The sequence below is a fragment of the Pedobacter punctiformis genome, assembly GCF_027213715.1.
In the GTDB taxonomy this organism is placed as follows: domain Bacteria; phylum Bacteroidota; class Bacteroidia; order Sphingobacteriales; family Sphingobacteriaceae; genus Pedobacter; species Pedobacter punctiformis.
The window spans coordinates 299,221-325,293 of the sequence record NZ_JAPWGM010000002.1; the positions used below are offsets into that span (position 1 = coordinate 299,221).

A 26,073-nucleotide genomic window follows, 5' to 3' on the forward strand; every position below is an offset into this window, starting at 1 on the left:
TCATGATTACAGCGCTAACCATTACGAAATATCGTACTGCAGCCATCCCTTTTTCATTTTTAGGGATGGCTGTTTTGCGCTTACCATTATGGATTAATCGGAAATGTGGCTTTTGGAAACTAATGGGAAGCGGTAAAGATGCCCAGGTAGACCAAGCACCCGACTTTAAACATTGGGCCGTTTTAACCACCTGGAACGATAAAACACACTGCGACGCTTTTTATAAAAATTCATTTGTAATGAAGTGGTTTCGTCTTTTCGGAAAAGAAGAATTCACTATTTTTTTAAAACCAATATCCGGTCATGGCTTATGGTCGGGCAAACAACCTTTCAATACAGAAGCCAGTCAGACTAAGTCTGCTGGAAAGATAGCGGTAATTACCCGGGCGGCCATCCGGTTTAATAAAGTAAAAGAATTTAAACAAAACATTAAAAAGGCAGCTGAAGCCATGAGAGTTGCCCCCGGATTTATAATTTCTGCAGGAATTGGCGAAGCACCCTTTTTCAGGCAAGCCACCTTCTCGATTTGGGAAGATACAGAAAGTATGAAAAACTACGCTTATAAATCTCTAGACCATGCCCAAGTCATTAAGCTCACCAGAGAGAGAAAATGGTATAGTGAGGAGCTTTTTGCACGCTTCGAAATACTGGGATACCAGGGAACTTTAAACGGTGTTAAAATTGAAAATTTAGAGAACAACAATTAAAAATTAAAATCATATGAGGGTTATAGCAGAGCTTCCACATCCGGAATGTAAGATTTCCATTTTCTCCATGAATCAAAAATACATTGTAAAATTTGAGCAGGGAACTTTTGAACAGAGTTATAAATTAGCTGAACTGGATTTAAGTGGAGGAGGTGTAAATGATGTATTCGAAATACTCGATGAGGAATTTATTGCAACAGTAATTGAAAGGTTTAAATTAATGCGTGCAGATTTTACCAATGCATACAAAAGGCACCAATATTAGTCAATAAATAACATATAACTAATTGATTTACAGATGGTAATTACGTAAAACAAAATAATATTCTGAATTTTTAACCTAAAATTGATCACTAAAACTTCAATATATTAATTAAAAGTTTATATATAATAAGTTAAATAACTGAAAATAAATACATTAAACTCATTAACAAAACAATATTCTGTCGGATAAAACCGCCAAATATTATAAAACAAAGCCCGGTATAGCTCATATACCGGGCTTTTTTATTGATTTGTAAATTATCGTTTCAACAACATTTGCAAAGATACTTTTGAGTACCAAACTTTAAATTTAATTAAATCAAACTTAAGAAATGAGTGAATCATGAACTACTACTCTATACCAATATTTAGAAAACTTTTCTACGGCTTCTAAATGAACCGGATCTTCCTGATAAGTATTGTGATCCTCAATTGATGCAAATGTAATGGTGAGCGCATAGGTAAAAGAATTATCTGTAACCGTACGGACCGGTGTATTGGCCGCTAATCCATAATGCAAACTTTTCAGGTACGGAATGCGTTTAAGGCTTTCAAAAAAATTGGCAAATGTTGCAATCTCCTCTTGATTAAGCTGGGGTTTTAGCCAAAACAATACATAGTGTTGCATCTGGCCCTTGCTGTTTTTATCAGTTATCACATTAAAAATTTTCTTAAATATAGGAATGATATTTAAGCATAAAAAAAGGCGGCTATAATTTTATAGCCGCCTTAATGTATTTTAAAGTGTATTAGTTTTTAGGTTGTACTCTTCCTGATTTTCTATCTTCACCTCTACCGATTAAATAACCGGTACCTGCACCTACAACGCCACCAATAACAGCACCTCTTCCTTTTTTCTTATCAATTAATGCACCACCTACTGCACCGGCTGCACCACCAATTAAGGTTCCTTTTGCGGCATCGCTCCAGCCTTTTTTCTTAGCTGTTGGTTGTGTACCACCATAAGAAGAAGAACTACCTCCTGATCCGGAACCTGAATGTGAGCCTGAAGAAGCTATTGCTGATCTTCTTGCCGCTGCCAATTCAGCTTCTTGTTTTTCTTTAGCGGCCAGTTCTTTTTTAGCAGCTTCTGCTTTATTAAAGCTATCTAAACGCAAACTATCTTTAACCGCTTTAATGGCTGCTTGCTTTTCAATTTCTTGTTGTTTTACTGCAGCCTCTTCCTTTGCCTTATTATTACATGCAAACATTACAGAACTTAAGGCTAATACGACTAATATCTTTTTCATGACTTTAATTTTTTAGAAATCAGATCATACTGATTTCGCTGTTTCATTTAGGGTGTATTTATTAACAATTAGGTAATAAGAAAAAATGATGCCAAAAAATGAAATTCAGCTATTGTTTGAGCAAATCAAGATACCAAAACCCCTGATTTTTAGGAAGATCCGAGCTAACAGCAGCGCAATTATTTGCATCTGCTTTGGGTGCAGGTAATGCCTTGTAAATGAGCTCACCTGTAGTAAAACGAATCTTTTTCCTGAAAATTGGCCCTTCAAATGCAAAAGTATGAAATTCACCATTTTCACCGCAGGGGTCTATTCCTGTTGGTAAATCTGCTATAAACCTGGTATCGATTACTTTTCCACACAGTATTTTAAGCGAATCCCAGCAGCACACAATTATAGTTTTGTATCCGGTATTTATAAATTCCAGGATTAACTGGCTGGTATTTTTATTCCACAAAGGAAACAAAGCCTTTAACCCTACTTCTCTAAGTTTATTTTCCCTGTAGGCTCTGAGGTCCTTTAAAAAGATATCACCAAAAATAGAATGCGTAATGCCTTCTGCCTTTAATTTGGATAAATGGCCATGCATGACCCGATCATAGGTTTCCATATCGGGCATTTCGGGTAAACGGATTTGATAAAGAGGAATACCAATACTTTCGGCTTGCTCAATAAGTAAACATTCCCGGACACCGTGCATAGATACCCGGTTATATTGTTCGGTAACGGTTGTAAGCAGGTATCTGATTTCAATATCAGGATCTTGTAAAGCATAATGTAAGGCTAATGTGCTGTCTTTACCGCCACTCCAGTTAAAAATACAGATTTTCTTTTCAGCCATTATTTAGTAATTCTTTAACTACAGACATTCCATTTACTGCTGTATGTTCTATTTTAAACACATTTTGATAACGGTTTACTTCAGGAATTCTGGGATCTATAATATATTTTGGGGTTGAAGGCGGAACAAAATCTATTAATCCTGCCGCCGGATAAACAGCCAAAGAAGTACCAATAAGTATAAAAATATCGGCATTGCTGCAAATTTTTGCCGCAGTTTCAATCATGGGCACATTTTCTCCAAACCAAACTACATGCGGGCGTAGCTGACTGCCCATCTTACAAAGATCGCCCATTTTCAGTTCCCATCCTTTAATTGGGTAAGCTAAACTGGCTTTTAAGCTTGATTGTGACTTGGTAATGATGCCGTGTAAATGTGTTATTTTGGTTGAACCTGCCCTTTCGTGTAAATCATCTATATTTTGAGTAATGATTTCAACATCAAAATCTGTTTCCAGCTCGGCAAGTATTTTATGCGCTGCATTGGGTTGGGCAGTCAAAACCTGTTTACGCCTTTCATTATAAAATTGCTGTACCAGTTCCGGGTCTTTTTGCCAGGCCTCGGGTGTAGCTACATCGTAAACATTGTAACCTTCCCAAAGTCCATCTGCATCTCTGAATGTCTTTAAACCACTTTCGGCACTAATGCCTGCCCCCGTTAATACAACTAATTTTGGTTTCATTAATTTAAGTATTTCATGCCTGCATATTCCAGCATTATGAATGCTGTAATTGGTTAATGGAGTTAAAATTTATAAATTTTGCGGCAATTTGTTCATCTGCCTTAAATATTTCGGGATGAAACATACAGGCAAGTGCTTCAATGCCTTCCACCAATGTTCCGGCACTCGGTTGGGTAAACATATCGAAATCGGCAATATAAACCTGATTGCTTTTTACGGCTGCCAGCTCTTTCCAACCTACTTTTGAAGTAAGCAAAGTCATTTCTTCAGCACTTCGTTTTACATCAAAACCACATGGTGCAATAACTAAAACCTCGGGATTGTACTTTACAATTTTATCCCATGGAGTAACAATAGAATCGCCTGCCGGATTAGAAAGCATATCTACCCCTCCTGCAGCGGCAATTTGAAATGGAATCCAGTGGCCACAATTGTAAACCGGCTCTATCCATTCCATTAACATCACTCTTTTTAAAGGTGCTCTGTGTTGTCTTAACCGATCCAAAATATCATCAACTTTATATTGAAGTCCGGCTAAATAACGCAAAGCCACCTCTTCCTTGCCCATCGCTTTTGCAATCGTTATTGCACAATTAAATACATCCTGAAGATTATTTGGTGATAATGGAACCAATATAGGTGGTTTGCTTAATTTAGAAACCGCAGTTTCAGTACAAATGGTATCAATATTACAGACCTCACAAATATCCTGTGTAAACACAATATCAGGCAAAATGCTTTCCAGTAATTCCTGATCTACCCAATATAAACTTTTGCCCTGGGCCTTTGATGCAGAAAAAATCCGGTCGATTTCTATACTCGAATAATTTTTGCCTTCCAGAATACAACGTACAATTTTGGGCTGATTTGCGGCTTCCTTCGGACATTCGAAAGTTACGCCATACAAATACTCTTGTAAGCCCATATCGTAAATCATTTTGGTAGCAGCAGGAAGAAAGGAAACTATTTTCATTTTTTATAAGGATTGCAAAACGATTTTTTAGAATTTAAAGATAAAAAAAATCCCCTTTTGCACTTAACAAAAGGGGATTAAAATAAAGTATGTAAGCTTAAACAGCTTGTTTCTGTAATTTAAGAACAGGATATTTCGCCTTTAATATTTCAAAAGCACCAAATAAAATCGCTCCGTAAATTAATGTACCTTCTAAAAATCTAACCTCGAAAGGAATTGCTTTTACTAAACATTGCCAAAAACCGGCTAAATCTTGTGTAAATAATGGATTGCGATACCATGAACCAATATCACTTACAATCCAATGGATTAAAACGACTACAAGCGTTGATGCCAGTAAATTTGCAATATTTACTTTCTTTAAAAGTAATCTTCCGGCTAAAACCATTAAGGCAATTGCTAAATATGTCCAGCTTTCCTGAACCAGTAATAAATCAGCATATTTTCTGTAAATGGTGGTATAAAGCACAAAATCACTTAAAAACAAACTTAAAAGTGGAAATGCATAAGCTTTAAGGTTATCCTTAAAATAAGCGCCACCAAAAAGTGCTACTGCTCCAATTGAAGAGAAGTTTGCAAACTGAAGTTCGTCACTGTTAAAAGTAACCAATAAACGGAATGCCGTAACTATCAATATAATTAATAATAGTATTGTAGTACGCGGATTAAATTTCAGATTAGACATTGTTGTATTTAATTGTTAATACAAAGTTAATGTTTCTAATGGATATTAAAACTAACACCTGCATTAAAATTGAAACCCGGGCTGTTGTAACCCAAAATTTCATTGTATTTTTCATTCAGAATGTTTTTAGCATCAAAAAATATTTTAACCCGTTTTTTAGCTAAAGCATATTCTGCATAGGCATTAAGCAGTTTATAGGCCGCTAAATCAACTACTTTATAAGCGGTGAAATCGCCATCGGTACGTTTTCCAAAATAACGGAAATTGGTACTTACAAATAGATTGCTTGTTGCCTGTACGCCTGCATTAAGACCAAAAGTGTGTTTAGGCCTGCGGAATAAATAATCTGCTACGGCATTGTCTACAAAGTTAAATTCATTTCCTTCTACATAAGCGTAGTAACCATTAAAACTAAAAATACCCAGTTTAACAGCTGGTTCAACTTCAAAACCTTTAGTTTTTTGACTAACCTGATTCACATATCCTGCCGGGAAAGCATAAATAATCGCATCTTTTAAATCACGTTTGAAACCAGCTACCCTTAATGTAAATTTTTCATCTGCAAAATTGAAGTTTAAACCTGCTTCGTAGTTTTGAGATTTCTCTGGTTTTAAGCCCAGATTTGCACCAAACTGTCCAAATAACATATTTAACGTAGGAATTTTGAAAGCTGTAGAAACTGTTCCGAATAGTTTTATTTCTTTAATAATGTTAATACCAGGCGTTATGGCATAAGTATAGTTTTCTCCATATTGATCGTGTTTGTTGTAACGGCCGCCTACTTCTAAATTAAACACACTTAAATCATGTAAAAACAATGAACCGTAAGCTGCAAAAATGTTGGTTTCAGGTTTGTTTCCTGCAGATGATAGTTTCATCGATCTGTTGTCAACACCCAATAACAAATCTAATTTGCTGCCTAATTTTTGATTATAAAATAAATCAATTAAATGAACCTGACCTTGTGTAAAACTTGGATAAGTGCTGTGCGCATCGTTAGAACTGCTCTCGTAACTGTAGTTTAAGGTAACTTTCCCGGTGTTAAATTCGTATTTAGCATTTGTACCTGCTGCAACATTTTTTAAAATTGAATAATTTGGTGCATCAGTAAACGGACCTCCGTCAAATTTATAATTTCCATAAAAATACCTTACAAAAGGATTTACAGAGAAATGTTTATCCAGCTTTATTCCAAGATTAGCATTTACTCCGTCTGTTTTAAAGCCGTCTTTATCAAATACAGCAGTGTTTCCTACGGGGTTAGCTGCTTCAGAAATACCATCTGTTTTGTTGTGTGTGTAGTTAATGTTATAAGAAAAACCTTCAACGTTACCATTTAAACCTATGGTTCCTTTGTAGGTTTCATAACTGCCTGCACTGGCCACCCCGTAAATGGTGTTTCCTTTTGGTCCGCCTTTTTTAGTAATGATGTTAATTACACCACCAACAGCATCAGAACCGTAAATAGTAGACTGACCGCCTCTTAAAATTTCAATATGATCGATCTGATCAATGGAGAATAATCGTAAATCAAAAGCACCACCATTTCCCGAAGGATCGTTTTGTACAATACCATCAATTAAAACGACAGCGTATGCACTTCCTGCACCTCTGAAAAACACACTTTTGTCTTTGCCCGCATTACTGTAAGCACCACCAACAATAATCCCAGCCTGCTCGCTAATTAGATCAGGTAATGATTTACCATTACTTCTTTCTAAAGTTTCTTTACTGATAATGGTAACTACTTTACCGGTTTGCGATTGCTTCTGATCATTTTTGGTTGCAGAAATAACTACATCCTTCAGTCTTAAACTGTCTTGTGCATTAGCCAGCTGGCTAACTGTTAATTGAGCAAACCCCAGGCCTGCCGCAATTAAAATACTTTTTTTGTTCATTTGATTGTGAGTTTTGCCCACAGCCAACAGATTAGAAAAGGATATGAAAATACGAAAACGTTAGTACTTCATTCCTAGCTTCAATCCCCGAAAGCTATGAAAATAAACGCAATGGCAGGTCTTCTGACTTACTCCGGATTTTTTCGGCCTTCCCGTTTATTGAAACAGTGGCATTTGGAATGAAAAAATCCTTACAGAGCTTACAGCTGCGGGACAGTTACAGATTTACACTGTATTCCCTTTTAATTCCGGGTGTAACGCCGGAAACCAAAAGCGATGCAAAGGTAGATAAATAAAGCATAATGTAAAATGGAAGATGAAAAAGTGATTTTAGACAACAAAAGATTAACTTTAAAAATCAAACCTAAATTATGAGATCTATACTATTTTCCTGGTTATGCTTATTTAGTTTATCAGCAATGGCACAAAAAACGGATACTGTTTTTCTTCAGAAACTTATGGAATCAAAACCCGAATGGTTTGGAAATATTCTGAACAAAGCAGATAAAAATCAGGTACAAATTTTATACACACAGGTTAACCGTGATGCCGGGAATAAACCTCGTTTTAAAACTTTTAGTTATAATTTAAACCCACATCATTATTTCTATCCGGCAAGTACCGTAAAACTGGCGGCTGTAATTTTTGCACTGGAAAAGGTAAACCGTTTAAAAAGTACCGGGCTTGATGCTCAAAGCACCATGATTACCGATAGTGCTTATGCCGGGCAAACCAAAGTTTTGAAAGATGAAACTGCAGAAAATGCCTTACCCTCCATTGAACATTATATTAAAAAGATTCTATTAACGAGTGACAATGATGCTTTTAACCGCTTATTTGAGTTTATTGGCCGGGCAGAAATTAATCAGAAACTTAAAAAGAATGGATTAAACAACAGCAGAATCTTAAATCGTTTAGCCATTGGCGATTCAGGGGAACCTGCAAAACATACCAACCCCATCAGATTCTATAATGGAGATCAGTTGGTTTATAGCCAGCCTGCGCAATATGATCCAAAAGAATATGAACTTAATTTAACCAATACTTCAATGGGAAAAGGTTATCTGGACAGTGCCGATAAACTGGTTAATAAACCTTTTACTTTGATTAATAAAAATGCTTTTCCGGTTAATGATCAGCAGAAACTGATGCAAAAGTTAATCTTCCCGGAAGCTTTCCCTAAAAATGAACGGTATAATTTAACTCCGCAGGATTATAAGTTAATTTATACCTATATGAGTAAATACCCTACTGAAAGTAATTACCCGAAATACGATCCAAAGGAGTTTTGGGCAACCTATGCTAAAATGCTTTATTACGGACGGGAAAAAGATGCAATGCCAGATCCCAACATCAGAATTTTTAATAAGTATGGGGATAGTTATGGCTTTATTATTGACAATTCTTATTTCGTAGATTTTAAGAATGAAATTGAATACTTTTTAACAGCAGTTGTTCAGAGTAATGAAGATGGTATTTACAACGATAATAAATATGAGTACGAAACAGTTTGTTATCCTTTTATGAAAAATCTGGGACAAGCTATTTACGAATACGAAAAGAACCGGTCAAAGAAAATCAAACCGGATTTGACTAAGTTTAAAATGAACTACAAATAAGGGCCGTTCAGAAATTAATCTATAATTATTACGAAACTTACTTTAATGATTAATACCTAAAATTGTTTTTGCTAAATCTATCGTTGATGGATTTCCGGTATGTTTACCATCTTCATCTGATAATTTAACCACTTCAATCCATTCATTATCTTTAGGGAGTGCCTGCGTCATTTTAATTACAATATTCATCGGTTCAACGCCTGCATCATTAGTTAAATTGGTACCTATTCCGAATGACATCCCTATTTTTCCTTTGCAATAATTTACAATATTTTCGACTTTATTGTAGTTAAGGGCATCAGAAAAGATAATGGTTTTACTCAGCGGGTCAATGCCCATGCTTTTGTAATGATCGATAACTTGATCTGCAAAAACTAAAGGATCTCCGCTATCGTGCCTCACCCCATCAAATAGTTTAGAAAACATTTTATCAAATTGCCTGAAAAATACATTTGTAGTATAGGTATCAGAAAGAGCAATGCCTAAATCTCCGCGATAAACTTCTACCCAATGCTGGAGTCCGGTAGCATTGGCCATTTTAAATCCATAACGTGCGGCATGAAACATAAACCACTCGTGCGCATGTGTACCTATGGGTTTGGTTTTGTGCAACATGGCCAAATGCACATTACTACTGCCAATAAATGACCCTTGCCCAAATTTCATTAAAGATTCCATAACCAGGCGGTGCACCTCGTAAGAATATCTTCTGCGGGTTCCAAATTCGGCCACCGTAACTCCCAGTTTGCGATAATTCTCTATTTTATCACGGGTTTTCTCTATAATTTCCTCATCACTAATCCGGTTCAGTCCTTTTAAAACATAATATAATTCACTGATTAACGACATTAGTGGAACTTCCCATAAAATGGTTCTGTACCAAAGGCCTTCCACCCGAACTTCAATCTGATCACCACTTTGGGTAATGGATACTTCTTCGGGATTGTAAGCGTAACCTTCTAAAAAATCCAGATAAACAGGATCAAGATATGGACAGGTAACCTGCAAAAATTTCTTCTCAGCTTTAGTGAGTTTCAGCTGGGCCATTTTATCAACTGCAATGCGTAAAGCCTGATCGAAACCTTCGGGAAAAGAGTGGTTACCCCTATTGATAAATTTATACCGTGCCCGGGCCCATGGAAACAACCGAACCACGCCCTGTTGCATGGTAAACTTATAAAAATCATTGTCCAGTATCGAAATAAGCGAAGTTTCGGCTCTTAATGTCATTCGTAATGTGTTTTGTCTGTCAAAGATTAAATAGCTTCCGCAGACTATTCACTCATTAAACTTTCTTTGCTCAATTGCAGTTTTGCAGCTTCTTCTTCAACCAAAACCGGAAATTTTAAATTCAATCCTTTTAATTTATCGGCAATAATTTCACTGATGGCCAATCGGGCAAACCATTTTTTATCCGCAGGAATAATGTGCCATGGATTTTTTTCTGTACTGGTTTCATTGATAGCATCTTCATAAGCTTTCATATAATCGTCCCACAAGGCCCGTTCCTTAATGTCACCAGAAGAGAATTTCCAGTTTTTGGTCGGATCGTCTATCCTTTCTAAAAAACGTAGTTTTTGTTCTTCCTTACTTACATTTAAAAAGAATTTTAAAATCACGGTTCCGTTTGAGCTTAAATGTTCTTCAAAATTACGGATGCTGTCATAACGTTGCTTCCAAAATTGCTTATCAATCTTTTTCACATGGCTATAACCAGGAATATTTTCGCTTAAAATATATTCTGGATGTACCTTACAAACCAGCACATTTTCATAGTGAGACCGGTTATGAATACCTATTCTTCCCCTTTCAGGCAAGGCTTTATAATGTCTCCATAAAAAATCATGCTCGTATTCTTCAGATGTTGGCACTTTAAAACTAAAAACCTGACAGCCCTGTGGATTTAAGCCACTCATTACATGCTCTATTGCACTATCTTTTCCGGCGGCATCCATAGCCTGAAAAATAATTAATACAGAATGAGAATTAGCGGCATATAACTTCTCTTGCAGGTGATTAATTTCTATTTTAGCATTTACCAATGCATCTTTTGCCTTTTCTTTATTATATCCGCCGGTATAATCTGTCTTTGCATTTTTTATAGAAAATTTCTTATCACCTTGTACAATAAGTCCTTTAAATTCGTTTTTCATAATTAAATTCATGTAATTAATTCAATAGATCAATAATTTAAATATAGAATTAAAAAATAAGTAAACTAAATAAGTTAATTTACCTAGAGAGTTTTTTATATTTAACGCCAAAGCATTAATCAACTGATCACCGCAACCAATATGTTTAAAGAGATAAAAAACAAGTACTTACGTTATCCTGTAATTGGTATTTTTTTTATAATAATTTTCTTTTGTGCCCTTCAACTCAACTTTTTATGGTTATTTGGCTATTCTCCGAGTTACCATGATATAAAAGCACCAAGTCAACGCGTAGGTTCAGAGCTGTATACGGCTGATGGAAAACTAATCGGACGATATTTTAAAGAAAACAGAACACCAGTAACTTACGAAGAGATTGCGCCGAGTGTTATCAATGCATTAGTTGCAACAGAAGATGTTCGTTTTTACAAACACTGGGGCATTGATATTCAAGCGGTTATACGTGCAGTTGTAGGTATGGGAAAAGATGGCGGAGCAAGTACAATTACACAACAGCTGGCTAAAAATTTATACCGCACCCGTTACAATAAATCGTCAGGTGTATTATCTAAACTACCCCTGCTCCGAACTTTAATACCTAAATTAAAAGAATGGATGACGGCTGTAAAGCTGGAATCTAATTATTCGAAGAAAGACATTATTACCATGTACCTGAATACGGTATCTTTTGGCAACAATACTTATGGCATTAAAACTGCCAGCCGCATTTACTTTGATAAAGATGCTAAAGAACTGGCCACAAATGATGCTGCATTATTGGTTGGAATGCTCAAAGGAACTACACTTTACAACCCAACAAAAAATCCTGAAAAGGCTTTAGAGCGTAGAAACACTGTTTTAAGCCAAATGAATAAATATAAGTTTTTAAGCAAGGATAGTTTGACTGATTTGGTTAAACAACCCATTAAACTTAAAGAAGGTAAAATGGAAGATGGCAGTGATGGTGATTCTTACCTGAGGGCGGCTGTTTCTAAATATCTGGAAAAATGGGCCAATGATAATGGTTATGATTTGTATGAAGACGGATTAAAAATTTATACCACAATCGATTCTAAATTACAGAAATACGCTGAGGAGGCTGTTCAGGAACAAATGAAAACACTTCAAAGAAGATTTTACAGTGTTTGGGGTAACGAAGATCCCTGGTATGACTCGGAAAAACAAAAGGTAGATTATCCTGCACGTGCCATGAAAAACTTACCTATTTATAGTTTATTACAAAAGAAATTTCCAAATCAGCCGGATTCTGTTACTGCCTATTTCAACAAAAAGAAAAAGATGCAAATCTTTACTTACAAAGGCGATCGAGATACTTTATTTTCTACAATAGACTCTATTCGCTATTACGGAAAGATACTGAATACCGGAATGATGACGATGGAGCCTTCGACCGGAAAGATTAAAGTTTGGGTGGGTGGTATCGATCATAAATTCTTTAAATACGACCACGTAAACCAATCTAAACGTCAGGCAGGATCAACTTTTAAACCATTTGCTTATTTAACTGCTTTGGAACAAGGCATGAGCCCTTGTGATAAGTTTACCGATAAACCAGTGAAAATTGCCTATCAAAACAAAGGCGAAACCAAATACTGGGAGCCCAAAAATGCTGATTATAGTGTAAGTTACCGCGAAATGAGTTTACGTTGGGCAATGGCAAAATCAGTAAACACCATTACCGCTCAGGTAACCGAAAAAGTAGGCTGGGATAACGTAGTTAAATGGGCCCACGAATGTGGAATCGATAGCCATTTAGAATCTGTACCTTCTGTAAGTTTAGGCTCTAACGACGTAACCGTTTATGAAATGGTTAAGGCATACAGCACTTTTTTAAACAAAGGTATAAAAACTGATCCTATCCTGGTTGAAAAAATTACGGATCTGGATGACAACTTAATAGATGATTTTAAGCCTAAAACAAAAAGAGTTTTATCGGAAGAAATTGCCTGGTTAATGACTTATATGTTTAGAGGAGGAATGGAAGAACCGGGTGGTACCTCTCAGGCTTTATGGGAATGGCCGGATTTATTCAGAAAAAACAATCAAATTGGTGGTAAAACAGGTACATCATCTGATTATGTTGATGCCTGGTACATGGGAATGACGAAAGATTTAGTGACTGGTGTTTGGGTTGGTTGCGATGAAAGAACAGCACACTTTAAAAACGGTGAACAAGGCGAAGGTTCAAGAACTGCCCTTCCTATTTTTGCTAAATTTATGGAAAAGGTTTATTTAGATCCATCCAGCGGTTATACTTATGGCCCTTTTCCTAAAGCAACCGTACCGATTACCAGAACCATTAACTGTCCCAGCCCTAGAATTGTAGTGGATACTACTTCTACAGACAGCGTTTTAGTTGATTCGACAGATGTTAGTGTGCCGGCTGTTGAAGAAGAAACTATGGTCCCTGTTCCTGTTAAAGAGCCTGAGGTTAAAAAGGAAGAGAAGAAACCTGAGCCGGTACAAAATCAACCCGAAGCAACGGTTCCTTTAACCAAAAAAGAGGAACGCGAACTAAAAAGAAAAAAACGTCAGGAAGAAAGAGAGAAAAATGGGAACAATTAGGTGCTCATTTTTCCCCCTATAAATTTCAAGTTCTCTTTAATTGTTAAAATTTCTGTAGTCATTTAAACATTTGCTACTTTTATTTTAAATTTCTTAATGCGATTTGCAAAAATCATTACTTAAACCACATATATGAAAATAGGCTCTACTTTAATTAGGCAATATGTTCCGGTTTTGCTTCTGCTTATTCTTTCTCTCTCTGTTCAGGCGCAATACTTTGGGCAAAATAAGGTTCGATATAAAAAACTTGATTTTAAAGTTTTGCAAACGCCCCATTTCGAAATCTATTATTACATTAAGAATGAAAACTTATTAAAAAAATTCTCCCAGGATGCCGAAACCTGGTACAAAATGCATCAGGAAGTATTTCGTGATACCTTTTTAACAAAAAATCCAATTATTCTATACAACAATCACCCTGATTTTCAACAAACTACTGCATTGCAGGGCGAAATAGGTATAGGAACTGGCGGTGTTACCGAAGCTTTAAAAAACAGAGTAATTATGCCTGTTATGGAGCTGAATAGCCAAACCCGTCATGTTTTAGGTCACGAGCTGGTTCACGCTTTTCAATACCATGTTTTATTAGAAAAAGATTCCATCAGTTTAGATAATATCGGACAAACTCCGCTATGGATGGTGGAAGGAATGGCAGAGTATTTATCCATTGGAAAACGGGATGCCTTTACCTCCATGTGGATGCGTGATGCAATGCTGAACCGGGATATTCCTTCATTAAAAGACCTGACCAATTCCAATAAATATTTCCCTTACCGCTACGGACAGGCCTTCTGGACTTATATCGGTTCGCAATATGGGGATACAACGATTGTTCCTTTATTTAAAAACACAGCTAAATATGGGTATGAAAACGCAATCAAGTATACTTTTGGCTATGACGATAAAACTTTGTCGGGTTTATGGAAAAACTCCATCGATGAACATTACAAGCCAATGTTAAAGGCTGATAGCTCTCAGATTAAAATTACAGGAACTAAAATTATCGACAATAAAAATGCAGGAAATATGAACGTAGCACCTGCCCTTAGTCCTGATGGAAAATATTTGGCGTTCATGTCCGAAAAAGACCTTTTTGGTATTGATCTGTTTCTTGCTGATGCTAAAACCGGAAGAATTATCCGGAAATTAAGCAGTCAGCTTTCCAACGGACATATTGATGATTTTAACTTTATAGAATCTGCCGGAGCATGGTCACCGGATAGTAAGCAGTTTGCCTTCAGTATTTTTAGCAAGGGTAAAAATCAAATGATGATTATTGATGTGGCCAATGGAAATACCATCTCTCAAACCGCAATGGACCAGGTACAGCAATTTGGTAATTTAACCTGGTCGCCAAATGGAAAGGACATCGCCTTCTCGGGGATGGTAGAAGGACAAAGCGATCTGTTTTCTTATAATCTGGATACGAAACAGGTTACACAGATTACCTATGATGCATATTCTGATTATGCACCAAATTATTCTCCGGATGGGAAGAAACTCGTTTTTTCTTCGGATCGAGCAGCCATTCAAAATAAAAATATTCAGGCAGTTAACCCAATAAATTTAGCAGTTTATGATATCGCAAGTAAAAGTGTAAACAATCTGGATGTTTTTCCGGGTGCTAATAATTTAAATGCTCAGTTCTCTGCAAACAGCCAAAATATCTATTTTCTATCTAACCGGGATGGTTTCAGAAATTTGTACAAGTACAATTTTGCAGATCATACGGTAGATCAGCTAACCGATTATTTTACAGGAATTAGCGGAATAACCGAGTTCTCCCCTGCCATTTCCGTATCACAAACTGATGATATTGTTTACAGTTATTATCGCTATCAGCGCTATACTTTGTATAATGCAAAATTAAACAGCTTTAAAGCAAAAAGAATTGGCAATCAGGAAGAAAATTTTGATGCTGCAGTGTTACCTCCTATGGAAAACATTGGCGTAAACATCATTAATTCAAACCTTTCAAACTTTGACAGGTTTAAAAAAGTTACTGCAGATTCAATGAAAACTGTTCCTTACAAACCTAAATTCAGATTAGATTATCTGGCAAACAGTGGCGTAGGTGTTTCAACAAGTCGTTTCGGAACAGGTGTACAAGGCGGTATTGTAGGGATGTTTAGTGATATATTAGGCACAAATCAAATTATTGCCAACTTATCCATTAACGGAGAGATTTACGATTTTGGTGGTTTGGTTGGTTATGTAAATCAAAAAAGCAGAGTGAACTGGGGAGCTGCAGTTTCACACATCCCTTATATTTCAGGGTTAAGCTCTTATAATATAGAAAATGTTACTTTAAATGACGGCACCACAACGGCAGCTGAAAATTACCGTACTGACATTATCAGAACTTTTGAAGATCAGTTTCAGCTATTTGGGGCCTACCCATTCAGCAAAATACATAGATTTGAATTGGGTGGAGCATTTTCTCATTACAGTTATCGTGTAGATCGTTACAGCAAATATTATGATGTGACAACCGGGGTTTATCTGGGTTCTGATAAAACTAAGGTTTCAAATGAGGAAGCCAGCGCAGATTTAGGAATTCCTTTTAATTCTTTTACCTTATATCAGCTTAATGCAACATTTGTTGGGGATAACTCAATTTTTGGCCTTGCAGCGCCTTTGGACGGCTTCAGGTACCGAGTTGGTGCTGAAAAATATTTTGGAACGTATGATTTTGCAGCCATTAATATTGATTTAAGAAAATACTGGAGAATTAAACCCATAACTATTGCCGCCAGAAGTTACAATAATTTGCGTATTGGTAAAGATGCAGATAAACTGTACCCAATGTATGTGGGTTACCCCTATTTAATCAGAGGTTATGAAGCGAATTCGATTTATAAAAACACCACTCAAAGTTCATCAAGTACATTCGACATTAACCAACTAACGGGTAGCAAAATAGCGGTATTTAACTTCGAAGTCAGGTTACCATTTACCGGCCCTAAAAAACTTGCCGCAATCCCGTCTAAACTGTTATTTACAGATTTAAACTTATTCTTTGATGCAGGTTTAGCCTGGACCAACGATACAGAGGTTGTATTTAAAAATGCACCAACCTACGTAGATAATATTTCACTGGATAAAAATGGTAATCCGATTATTAAAAACGGAAAACCTGTAACTTATCAAACCACTACTGAACGTGTACCTGCAATGAGTGTTGGTATTTCATTACGTGTTAACGTTTTTGGATACTTTGTACTGGAGCCTTATTACGCCTTCCCTTTCCAACGCAAAGATGTTAAAGGAGGTGTATTTGGTTTAACCTTTGCACCAGGCTGGTAATTTTTGCATAAAGAAATTAAATAGCATAACTATTAATTGAACGATCGGATGGCATCCGGTCGTTTTTTCTTTTAGGTAAATATTCTTTGAGTCTTATTTATTTATCTTCCTGCTTTAAGATAAGCTGCTGAAAGAAAGTTTAACCTGATTTACAGGCCTGTGCAAAAGGATATTTTCGAAATCTAATCCAATTGTTAAATCAATCCAGTCAGGGTTACAAGATCTTACCAAACGTTCTTTTTGCATACGCGTAAAACGGCTGATTAACTTAAAACGTGCCAAAGCTTGTGCTTCTGTTTTAAACTCTTCAAAATAAACCAGGCGGGTTAGCTGTTTAGTATTGTCGAAAAATAAATTGGGCATCTTTTTGTAAAAATCCAATGTTTTAATCAAATCAGAGCTCATGCCTACATGCATGCTGGTACGGTTTCGGTCGGTAACGATATAAACAAACTTTTTCATAACCTTTAATATGGTTTTCTAATTGTTATTGAGTTTTACACTTAAAGATGCAGGCTCGTAATAACGGTGTTAAAAATTTCAACTAAACTAATTAGTATATACTCTTGCAATTCAAAATAATATTACTAACTTTATTGGCATAAAATTACTAACTATTTTAGTAATTCCAAATTTATTTTAAAATTTATTTTTATGTCGAATATTTCAAATAATTTAAAGTACCTCAGAAAGAAAAAAGCCCATACACAACAGCAATTCGCTGATATTATGGAAATTAAAAGATCACTGATCGGAGCGTACGAGGAAGACCGTGCAGAACCAAAATATGAATTGCTAAAAAAAATAGCAGAATATTTTGACCTCACTATCGACGAATTTATTAATGAAAAGATATCTGACGCATGGAAACCCAAGCCAAAAAGCTCAGGTTCTAACTTAAGGGTATTAAGTATTTCTGTAGATCAGAACGACAATGAAAATATAGAATTGGTTCCGGTTAAAGCCAGTGCTGGTTATTTAAATGGTTTTTCCGATCCTCAGTATATTAGTGATTTACCTAAGTTTCAGTTGCCAATTCCAGCTTTACGCCAGGGTACATTTCGTGCATTTGAAATTATGGGCGATAGTATGCTTCCGGTACAACCCGGCAGTTTAATTATTGGCGAATATCTGGATAACTGGAATGAAGTTAAAACTGGCGAAACTTACATTGTAATCAGTAAAAATGAAGGTGTGGTTTATAAAAGAGCGGGCAACCGGTTTAAAGAAAATAAAGATTTAAAATTAATTTCGGACAATAAGGTTTACGATCCTTATACCATTGCTGCCGACGATATTTTGGAAATATGGAAAGCAAAGGCATATATTTCGACCTCTTTGCCTGAGCCAACGCCAGATCCTACTATCGAAACCTTAACACAGATGATGTCGCAAATGCAAAAATCAATTTCTCAGCTAAATAGAAATTAACAAATTTTAACAATTGCCGATTAAACCGTTTTGTTTTTTTTCGCTCTATCAGTTTAAACAACAACATAAACACATAGAAAATGAAAAAAACAATTTTAACTATAGCAATAGCGGTGATGGGATTTACAGCTGCCTTTGCTCAAGACACAACCAAAAGACATCACATGCAGATGTCTAAAATGTCTAAATTAACTGCTGAACAAAGAGCTGAAAAAGCAACAGCAGCAATGGATAAAAAGTTAAGTCTTACAGCTGATCAAAAAGCCAAGGTTTATGCAGTGGAATTAGACAGGGCTAAAAAAATGGAGACCTGGCGCAGTGCAGACAGAGATGCGATGAAAGGAAAGATGAAAGATCGTAAAGCAGATATGGATGCATCAAAAAAACAGCTGGACCAAATTTTAACAGCTGACCAGAAAACTAAACTGGATGCTTTCAGAGCAGAAGCTAAGGAGAAAATGAAAAACATGAAACCAAGACAAAGAGATGGTCAGGGTAGAAAATCAAAACCTCCTGTTGTTTCAAATCCACCTGCACAAGGTTAAATAAATTCAAATATAAAGAAAGCGGTTCCTCAAAAAGGACCGCTTTCTTTTTTTACAGCAAGATTCATTTAAACAAAAAGCTGTATTATTCTGCTGCTTTCTTTATTTTTGAGCAATGAGCAAAATCGAACAGTTTTTAAATTTGAAACTTCAGCAAAGAATTGATGATCACTCCATCAGGCGCTTAAAAACTTCCTTCCCTCCTGTTGATTTTTGTTCTAATGATTATATCGGTTTTGCAAGATCGGAAGTCTTAAAAGAGGCTGTAAATGTTGAATTACAAAATTTACCAGTCTATGCAAATGGCTCGGGAGGATCACGTTTACTTAGTGGAAACACACTTTATATAGAAGAAACTGAACGATATATTGCAGATTTTCATCAGGCCGAAAGTGGTCTGATTTTTAATTCAGGTTACGATGCAAATGTTGGTTTATTATCCAGCATTCCACAACGCGGTGATACTATTATTACGGATGAGCTTATTCATGCCAGTATTATAGACGGTTGCCGGCTAAGTTATGCTACCCGTTATAAATTTGCTCATAACGATTTAAACGATCTTGAAGCGAAGATTAAAATTGGCAAAGGAAATATTTTTGTGGTGATAGAAAGTGTTTATTCCATGGATGGCGACATTCCTCCTTTAACAGCAATTGCCACACTTTGCGAAAAGTACGGAGCCAATTTAATTGTTGATGAAGCCCATGCAACAGGTATTTTTGGAACACAAGGCCAGGGATTGGTGAATCAGTTTAATCTAACAAATCAGGTTTTTGCCCGGATTGTTACTTTTGGAAAAGCCATGGGTACTCACGGTGCTATTATATTAGGAAGTCAAAATTTACGCAATTACCTGATAAATTATGCCCGCTCTTTTATATACACTACTGCAGCGCCCATTCATTCAATTGTTGCCATTAAATGTGCTTATCAATTGTTGCTGCAAAGCGACTTCCAATTAATACATCATAAAATTAATCTCTTCAGGGAGTTGGCCGGACAAAAAAATATAGCTTCAATGGATAGTGTCAGTCCGATACAGGGCATTCTTTTTTCTTCAAATGAGGAAACCAAAGCAGCAGCTTCAAAATTACAGGAGTATCAGTTTGATGTAAGAGCAATTCTAAGTCCTACCGTACCGAAAGGCAAAGAGCGATTGAGAATTTGTTTGCATAGCTTTAATACTGACCAGGAAATTATTGATTTAACCAACCACTTAAGAAACATCAATGACTAAATATTTTATAACCGGAATTGGAACCGGAATTGGGAAAACTTTAATCAGTGCTATTTTAACAGAAAAATTAAAGGCAGATTATTGGAAACCCATTCAATCTGGTGATTTAGAAAACAGTGATAGTTTAACAATTGAAAGTTTAATTAGTAATACCAAAACGGTTATTCATCCTGAAAGTTATCAGTTAACACAGCCTCTATCTCCACATTTGTCGGCTGCACTTGATGGTATTGAAATCGATTTGGAAAATATAGTTCTTCCACACACCGAAAATAACCTGATTGTCGAAGGAGCAGGTGGTTTAATGGTTCCTTTAAATGAAACTAAACTGATTGTAGATTTAATCAAAAAACTAAACGTAGAAGTTATCCTGGTTTCTCAAAACTATCTTGGAAGCATTAACCATACTTTACTCTCTGTAAACCTGCTAAATCAGTATGGAATTAAAATCAAAGGCATCATTTTTAATGGTGATGAAAATGAAGAGAATCAAAGATATATTCTGCAATACTCAAAACTAAAAAGCCTCGGTTATGTACCAAGGCTCGATATTATTAATCAGGAAAGTATTTTATCAGCCGGAACATACATTCAGCTTTAAACAATAGCTGAAAAATTATTTCAGATAACCCCCATTTTGTAAAAGTGTGGACCACACCTGATAACCTGCAGGAATAAGGTGTAAACCATCTTTTGTAAGTTCGGCTTTCAAATGGTTATCCTGATCCAAAAAATGAGGATAAAGATCGATAATGGTTACGTTTTTGGCTTGCAGTTTTCTGATTTCACTGTTTAACCATAAAATATGTTCGTCTTTTCCGTAATGATTTTTGAATTTATTAAAAGAAGCATTAACGGGTAAAAGGGTGTTAAAATAAATTTTTGTTCTTTTCGACCCTGCTCTGATTCGCTGAATTATTGTTTGATAATTGTGCAGAATAACACTATCTGGTATGTTTCTGGAAACATCATTAATACCAATCAGGATAAAAATTTTAGAAGGTTTTCCATCAATTACATCTTGCAAGCGCTCTAAAACGCCAAAAGTAATGTCTCCGGAAATGCCTCTGTTTTTTGCCTGGGGTAAATTTAAAAGTTTTGCCCAATCTGTACCGGCCGTGATGCTGTTTCCTAAGAAAACAATATCCTTTTTAGATTTTGGGTCTTCTTTAAATTTAGCAACGATTTCCGCATATTTATTTGGGCGATAGGTACTGTCCCATTTTACAACCTGAGCATTGGCATAACCGGATGCCAGAACTAGAATTAAACTTAAAAAAACAACAATTCTATTTATAAATGTTTTCATTACAGGGAATTTGATTTAGGACAAACTTCTTAAATTATTTGGATTGAACCAGAAGATCAGGATAATCTGAAATAATCCCATCTACATTTAAACCTCTTAAATGCTTCATGTCCTCAATGGTATTTGGTGTCCACGGAACAACTTTTACACCATCAGCATGCGCTTTTTCTACAAGCTCCTTGTTTACCATCTTCCATTCAGGACTTAAAATAAAAGGTTTATAACCTAAATCAGCTATATTTTCTTCATAAGTCTTTTTATTGGCAACCAAAAAAGAGGTTCTAACATTTGGATATTTTTCGTGAATTAACTGAATGGTACGTTTATCGAAGGACTGAATAATTACATAAGGTAAAATCTTCTTTTTTTCTAAAACCTTCATCAGTAATTTAACAAAAACAGCAGGTTCAGGATTGGTAATTCCGTCGCCCTGTGGTGCACATTTAGTTTCAATATTATAAAAGAATTGTTTTCTCTTGTTTACTTTAATATCCTTTTGAACCGCATCAATTAAATCAGCAAGCAGTGGAATGTAGCTTTTTATCTTTTGCTGATTAGGGAAGCCAGCTAATGGTTTGGTTCCTAAATCAAATTTCTTTAAATCTGAGTAATCCATTTGAAAAACAGGATATTTTTTAGAATCACTTGCTGGGATTTCTTTTCCTTCTGGTGTAAGCATAAAACCCGGACTTAAATAATCATCATGGGTAACTACTACTTTTCCGTCTTTAGTAATGTGCGTGTCCATTTCTAAAGTGGTAATTCCATCAATCTTCATGGCATTTTTCATTGCCAATATGGTATTTTCTGGCATTAAACCTCTGCCCCCACGATGAGCTTCGGCACTAAAAGCAGGGAATTTTGCCTGACTAAATGCTTCCATGGAACATAAAGATGTCGTAATTAAAAAGAAAACCGATACACCTAATTTCATAATTATATTTTTAACTGTTTATTTTTATTTATCAGTCTGAACCTGTCAAAGACCTTCTTAATGTTTAATTGCTACTTACTTCTGCTTCAAATTTTTCGCCAAAACGATCTGTTGCTACCACTTTAACCTTTTTAGCCGAAGGTTCAAAATGCGCTATAAATAAATGATCTGTTGATCTTGGTTCTACAAATGGTCTTGGTTGAGGTAGTTTATCACCTTTATAAAGTTTTAGGGCTAAAGGGTCTAAACCATCTTGCTGCAACATTGCCCCCATGGGTTTACCATCTAAAAAGTATTCCACTTTCCATTCAGGATCATAGTTCCATACATTGGCAATTAATCTTTTTTGATTGGTTAAAGTATCCACATAAATATCAAGCTGCTCTTTTCTATCCCTGCCTGTTGATTTGTAATACCATTTTAATTCCGTTCCATCTACTTCGTAAACACCATAACCCCTAGGTGTCCCATCTTCACAAATCGGACCTGTCCACCAGCCACCACAAACTGTACCATGGTTATGTTCATAAATATTCTCCTTTATCATATTTTTATTATAGTGGGTATGCCCAGACATGATGTGAATATTTTTGAAATCTTTGAGAACGGCGTAAAAATCCTGATTATTTTTAACCTGATTGTGTACCGGAATGTGCAGACAGATAATTAATAAAGCATCTTTCGGAACCAGGGCCAAATCTTTTGCCAGCCAGTCTAATTGCGTTTGAGTGATAAATCCATCATACTCACGCTCATTACCCAAATAACGCACATCATCTAAAACTACGTAATGGGCCTTACCCCTGTTAAAAGAATAATAAGTTGGGCCGTAGTGTGCCTGAAATGTTCGGTCTGAGGTGTCATCTCCACCCTGACGATAATCCTGATCGTGATTTCCCAGGGCCTGAAAAAATGGAATTCCTATTTTGGCAATAGCTTCATCATAATCGGGGAAAAGATCGAAATTATCCCAAACCAAATCGCCAACACCAATGCCATGTACAGGTGTGTTTCCCATACTTTGCACCAGTTTTAAGGTATCAGGCACTGATGTCTCCATCATTTGTTCTACATCTTTTTTATTTTTAACCTGTGGATCTGCCCAGATGATAAAATTGTGTTTTGTATCATTTTGTCTTAAAGGTTTAAGGTCAAAATTAAGTTTACCAGCAGTATCTGGTTTATAATAATGACGGGCGATACTGCTTTCGGTTTTAAATTCATAACCTGAAGGTGTACTGATCCACACAAAACGGGCAAGATCGTTTAATTGCAGCTGATAGTTACCTTGTTTATCGGTTTGAACCACACTATAACCATCTGATATCACAACTCCCGGAATGGCTCTGCCTTTGCTGGTCACTTTTCCAGATACAATACCATTATCTGCTAAAAGTGCTGCCGGGAAAGATTTTAAGCTAATGAATAAACCTGTAATTAAAAGGCTTGTTTTTTGAATGAAAGATCTTCTATTCATATTAATTTTACATCTAATTAGAGTTGAAGTAAGCTAAGATCTTAATATAAAAAGCTCGACATACTAAACTACTTTCAAAGTTATTTGAAAATTCTATAACTCTTTTTTTTGAATTAATTATGATATTTATTTTTTGTTAAAAAATATTATTTTAAGCACTTTACCACCACACTTGTTTTTCTTTTTGATAGGTGAAAATTCTTTCTTCATTACCTCGCGATAAATTGTGCAATAACATCAAGCTATTTTTTGGTACATTCCGATAAACTAATTCTTGTTTTAATGCAATTTTCTTTCCTAAGGAAACCCATCTCATACCATTCCAAATCACAAGTTCGTAAGTATCCCCAACAAGTATGAAGTTGGTATCACTCCTTGGGCAATATCGGATTTTGGTTATCCTGCTAGGTTGTTTTAAAACTAAACCTGTCCAGCCTGCAGTTTTTTTTCCTCCCATAAAATAAGTTTCAGGATTTCCGTCAAATGCATTTTTATATGGTGTTCCTGCATCATCTGTAACTTTAGGATATCCAATAATTTTACCATCCTTAACAAGAGTTTCCTTTTGATTATTTCTTTTTACATAAAATTCCAATTCTGCAATCACAGCATTTTTTTTCTGCTGACTAATCATTCTGACATATTTGAATTTTTTTGAACTACTAACTTTTATTTCTTCAAATCCAGTAGGTATTTCATTTATTGTATAGATATCAATTGAATCACTAAAATCACTTTTATTGGCACCTTGAAATCTAATGCCAAGAGACATTTCGTTATTTTTTATATTTACCGGCCAATTTGGATTTTTCCTAGTTAGTTTAACACTTTGCGTTTCTCTAAAATTTGGATTTATAAAATTAAGTTTTCCATCTTTGGTTAATATAAATGGCATACTTGCTGGAATGTATTCTCCGTTTTTATAATACATTACTATGTACAAGATATTTGAACCAATTTTTTTAAAATATGATTTTCCACTAATAACTTTTCCCCAATCTTGAGCTTTCCATTCCTGCTTTCCAAAGGTGCAAATTACTGCATTTTTTGTTGTCAAGGCTTGTTGAACTCTGAGTAAAGGCACAACTATGTCGTAACTTTTTGTATATTCTTCAGTAATATCAATTCTCCTGTTATCTAATAAATTTTCAGGTACCTCATTCATGTTATCTGGAACCTCTGATTTTTGAATACCAAATGTTCTTCGATATACTTTTGCCAATCGGTAGGGAAATTTTTTTACTGCGCCAAATGGAATTGATGCAGCCTCAAAAGAAAAGTTTTTCCCATTCTCAAGTATTACATTATTCCAATAATGTCCATTCGGGCGATCTCCCCACAGTGGAGTATAGTCAATGCCAACTGGAATACCATTAGCCCTAAAAATTAACGCCGTATGGGATACTACTTGTTTACACGAACCTCGGCGACCCAAAAGCATATTTGTGGTTGAAATATCAAAGGGATAGTCCCACAATGTGTGATTTGTATCTAAAATTCTTTCTAAAGCAGTGTTTACACTTTCAACAGCTTGATATATTCCTTTATTCCTTACTGAATCGAAAAGAGGTTTATAAGTAGAATAAAGAATCCCCCTCCAAGGTTCAAGTTTTTCATTGTAATTTCTGTATGGTAAAAGATACTCACAAAATTGATCAAACGATAAATGCTTACCCCATTTTCCTTTATAATCTAAGAACGCTGAATCAATGTTATTAATAAGAAAGTTAGATTTAATCTTATGATAGTCTTGAACTCTTTCCATTTCATCAAGTACTGGATGTCCGTAAATAGATAGAATAGAATCCCATTTAGACTGTATTACTGGGGAATTTTTATAAATAAATTGCTTTCTTTTATGGTAAATAGCAAAAACTGAAAAAATACTATTATAACTATTGATTTCATCACCATCTAAAAAATATTTATCGCTCATATTAGAAATTAGAAATTCAGCAGCTCTTATCTTTCGATTGTCTCCCAAATTTCTTTCATGCTCAATGACGCGAGTTATTTCTTCCTTGTTGTCAGCTGAAAGCAAAATAACTTTGGTTATTTTCTCTGATTCATGATGACAAGATATAAAAAGCAACAGGTATAACCACAACGTAAATTTTCTAAGAAACATTAACTTAATATTTAAAGTAGTGTATAAAAACTTACTGTAAGAATT

Annotated in this window: 23 protein-coding genes and 1 riboswitch; of the genes, 9 read left to right on the plus strand and 14 right to left on the minus strand. The window is 35.5% G+C overall.

Going from position 1 to position 26,073, the window contains the following annotated elements; genetic code table 11:
* The first annotated feature begins 2 nt into the window (after window positions 1-2).
* Both O0955_RS07150 and O0955_RS07155 read left to right on the plus strand, forming a co-directional pair.
* Window positions 3-707, plus strand: coding sequence for a DUF3291 domain-containing protein (locus tag O0955_RS07150; protein ID WP_269426856.1), 705 nt, complete (start codon window positions 3-5; stop codon window positions 705-707).
* 13 nt (window positions 708-720) lie between these two features.
* On the plus strand, window positions 721-972 hold the full coding sequence (locus O0955_RS07155; protein ID WP_269426857.1) for a hypothetical protein: 252 nt from the start codon (window positions 721-723) through the stop codon (window positions 970-972).
* A gap of 324 nt (window positions 973-1,296) precedes the next feature.
* On the opposite strand, the gene O0955_RS07160 is transcribed toward O0955_RS07155, so the two are convergent.
* From O0955_RS07160 to O0955_RS07190, 7 genes are all read right to left on the minus strand, one after another.
* Window positions 1,297-1,599, minus strand: a complete 303-nt coding sequence (locus tag O0955_RS07160) for a Dabb family protein (RefSeq protein WP_269426858.1) — start codon at window positions 1,597-1,599, stop codon at window positions 1,297-1,299.
* Window positions 1,600-1,720: 121 nt separating this feature from the next.
* Window positions 1,721-2,221: a glycine zipper 2TM domain-containing protein gene (locus O0955_RS07165; RefSeq protein WP_269426859.1), complete on the minus strand. Its 501-nt coding sequence runs from the start codon at window positions 2,219-2,221 to the stop codon at window positions 1,721-1,723.
* Between the two features lie 109 nt (window positions 2,222-2,330).
* Window positions 2,331-3,062 (minus strand): Dph6-related ATP pyrophosphatase, encoded by a 732-nt coding sequence (locus O0955_RS07170; RefSeq protein WP_269426860.1) that lies wholly within the window; start codon window positions 3,060-3,062, stop codon window positions 2,331-2,333.
* Window positions 3,055-3,744 (minus strand): SIR2 family NAD-dependent protein deacylase, encoded by a 690-nt coding sequence (locus O0955_RS07175; RefSeq protein ID WP_269426861.1) that lies wholly within the window; start codon window positions 3,742-3,744, stop codon window positions 3,055-3,057. The genes O0955_RS07170 and O0955_RS07175 overlap by 8 nt, the downstream gene beginning before the upstream one ends.
* Window positions 3,745-3,778: 34 nt before the next feature.
* A complete protein-coding gene (locus O0955_RS07180; protein WP_269426862.1) occupies window positions 3,779-4,717 on the minus strand; it encodes an ABC transporter substrate-binding protein in 939 nt (312 codons plus the stop codon).
* Window positions 4,718-4,814: 97 nt separating this feature from the next.
* Window positions 4,815-5,402, minus strand: coding sequence for a DUF6580 family putative transport protein (locus tag O0955_RS07185; RefSeq protein WP_269426863.1), 588 nt, complete (start codon window positions 5,400-5,402; stop codon window positions 4,815-4,817).
* A gap of 35 nt (window positions 5,403-5,437) precedes the next feature.
* Window positions 5,438-7,300: a TonB-dependent receptor plug domain-containing protein gene (locus tag O0955_RS07190; protein WP_269426864.1), complete on the minus strand. Its 1,863-nt coding sequence runs from the start codon at window positions 7,298-7,300 to the stop codon at window positions 5,438-5,440.
* A gap of 96 nt (window positions 7,301-7,396) precedes the next feature.
* Window positions 7,397-7,587, minus strand: a riboswitch (cobalamin riboswitch).
* An 84-nt stretch (window positions 7,588-7,671) separates the two neighbouring features.
* On the opposite strand from O0955_RS07190, the gene O0955_RS07195 reads away from it, so the two are divergent.
* On the plus strand, window positions 7,672-8,919 hold the full coding sequence (locus O0955_RS07195) for a serine hydrolase (RefSeq protein ID WP_269426865.1): 1,248 nt from the start codon (window positions 7,672-7,674) through the stop codon (window positions 8,917-8,919).
* Window positions 8,920-8,961: 42 nt separating this feature from the next.
* On the opposite strand, the gene pncB is transcribed toward O0955_RS07195, so the two are convergent.
* Window positions 8,962-10,149: a nicotinate phosphoribosyltransferase gene (pncB, locus tag O0955_RS07200; RefSeq protein ID WP_269426866.1), complete on the minus strand. Its 1,188-nt coding sequence runs from the start codon at window positions 10,147-10,149 to the stop codon at window positions 8,962-8,964.
* A 44-nt stretch (window positions 10,150-10,193) separates the two neighbouring features.
* On the minus strand, window positions 10,194-11,072 hold the full coding sequence (locus O0955_RS07205; protein ID WP_269426867.1) for a polyphosphate kinase 2 family protein: 879 nt from the start codon (window positions 11,070-11,072) through the stop codon (window positions 10,194-10,196).
* Between the two features lie 141 nt (window positions 11,073-11,213).
* On the opposite strand from O0955_RS07205, the gene O0955_RS07210 reads away from it, so the two are divergent.
* Entirely contained in the window at window positions 11,214-13,658 is a 2,445-nt protein-coding gene (locus O0955_RS07210; RefSeq protein ID WP_269426868.1) for a transglycosylase domain-containing protein, read from the plus strand.
* A 132-nt stretch (window positions 13,659-13,790) separates the two neighbouring features.
* Window positions 13,791-16,964, plus strand: a complete 3,174-nt coding sequence (locus tag O0955_RS07215) for a peptidase MA family metallohydrolase (protein WP_269426869.1) — start codon at window positions 13,791-13,793, stop codon at window positions 16,962-16,964.
* A 114-nt stretch (window positions 16,965-17,078) separates the two neighbouring features.
* Here the strand turns inward: O0955_RS07215 and O0955_RS07220 are convergent, their stop codons facing one another.
* Window positions 17,079-17,426, minus strand: coding sequence for a GIY-YIG nuclease family protein (locus O0955_RS07220; protein ID WP_269426870.1), 348 nt, complete (start codon window positions 17,424-17,426; stop codon window positions 17,079-17,081).
* A 192-nt stretch (window positions 17,427-17,618) separates the two neighbouring features.
* Between O0955_RS07220 and O0955_RS07225 the strand changes: the two genes are divergently transcribed.
* From O0955_RS07225 to bioD, 4 genes are all read left to right on the plus strand, one after another.
* Window positions 17,619-18,395 (plus strand): XRE family transcriptional regulator, encoded by a 777-nt coding sequence (locus tag O0955_RS07225; protein WP_269426871.1) that lies wholly within the window; start codon window positions 17,619-17,621, stop codon window positions 18,393-18,395.
* Between the two features lie 80 nt (window positions 18,396-18,475).
* On the plus strand, window positions 18,476-18,940 hold the full coding sequence (locus tag O0955_RS07230) for a DUF4890 domain-containing protein (protein WP_269426872.1): 465 nt from the start codon (window positions 18,476-18,478) through the stop codon (window positions 18,938-18,940).
* Window positions 18,941-19,055: 115 nt separating this feature from the next.
* Complete coding sequence (locus tag O0955_RS07235) at window positions 19,056-20,180, plus strand: aminotransferase class I/II-fold pyridoxal phosphate-dependent enzyme (protein WP_269426873.1); 1,125 nt, start codon at window positions 19,056-19,058, stop codon at window positions 20,178-20,180.
* Window positions 20,173-20,781, plus strand: coding sequence for a dethiobiotin synthase (gene bioD, locus O0955_RS07240; protein ID WP_269426874.1), 609 nt, complete (start codon window positions 20,173-20,175; stop codon window positions 20,779-20,781). The genes O0955_RS07235 and bioD overlap by 8 nt, the downstream gene beginning before the upstream one ends.
* A 15-nt stretch (window positions 20,782-20,796) precedes the next feature.
* Here the strand turns inward: bioD and O0955_RS07245 are convergent, their stop codons facing one another.
* From O0955_RS07245 to O0955_RS07260, 4 genes are all read right to left on the minus strand, one after another.
* Complete coding sequence (locus O0955_RS07245; protein WP_269426875.1) at window positions 20,797-21,489, minus strand: GDSL-type esterase/lipase family protein; 693 nt, start codon at window positions 21,487-21,489, stop codon at window positions 20,797-20,799.
* Window positions 21,490-21,523: 34 nt separating this feature from the next.
* Window positions 21,524-22,423, minus strand: coding sequence for a glycerophosphodiester phosphodiesterase family protein (locus O0955_RS07250; protein WP_269426876.1), 900 nt, complete (start codon window positions 22,421-22,423; stop codon window positions 21,524-21,526).
* A 64-nt stretch (window positions 22,424-22,487) separates the two neighbouring features.
* The gene (locus tag O0955_RS07255; RefSeq protein ID WP_269426877.1) at window positions 22,488-23,900 is read right to left on the minus strand and encodes a calcineurin-like phosphoesterase family protein; all 1,413 of its coding nucleotides are present in this window, start codon (window positions 23,898-23,900) and stop codon (window positions 22,488-22,490) included.
* Window positions 23,901-24,060: 160 nt separating this feature from the next.
* Window positions 24,061-26,028, minus strand: a complete 1,968-nt coding sequence (locus O0955_RS07260; RefSeq protein ID WP_269426878.1) for a transglutaminase domain-containing protein — start codon at window positions 26,026-26,028, stop codon at window positions 24,061-24,063.
* Window positions 26,029-26,073 lie beyond the last annotated feature (45 nt).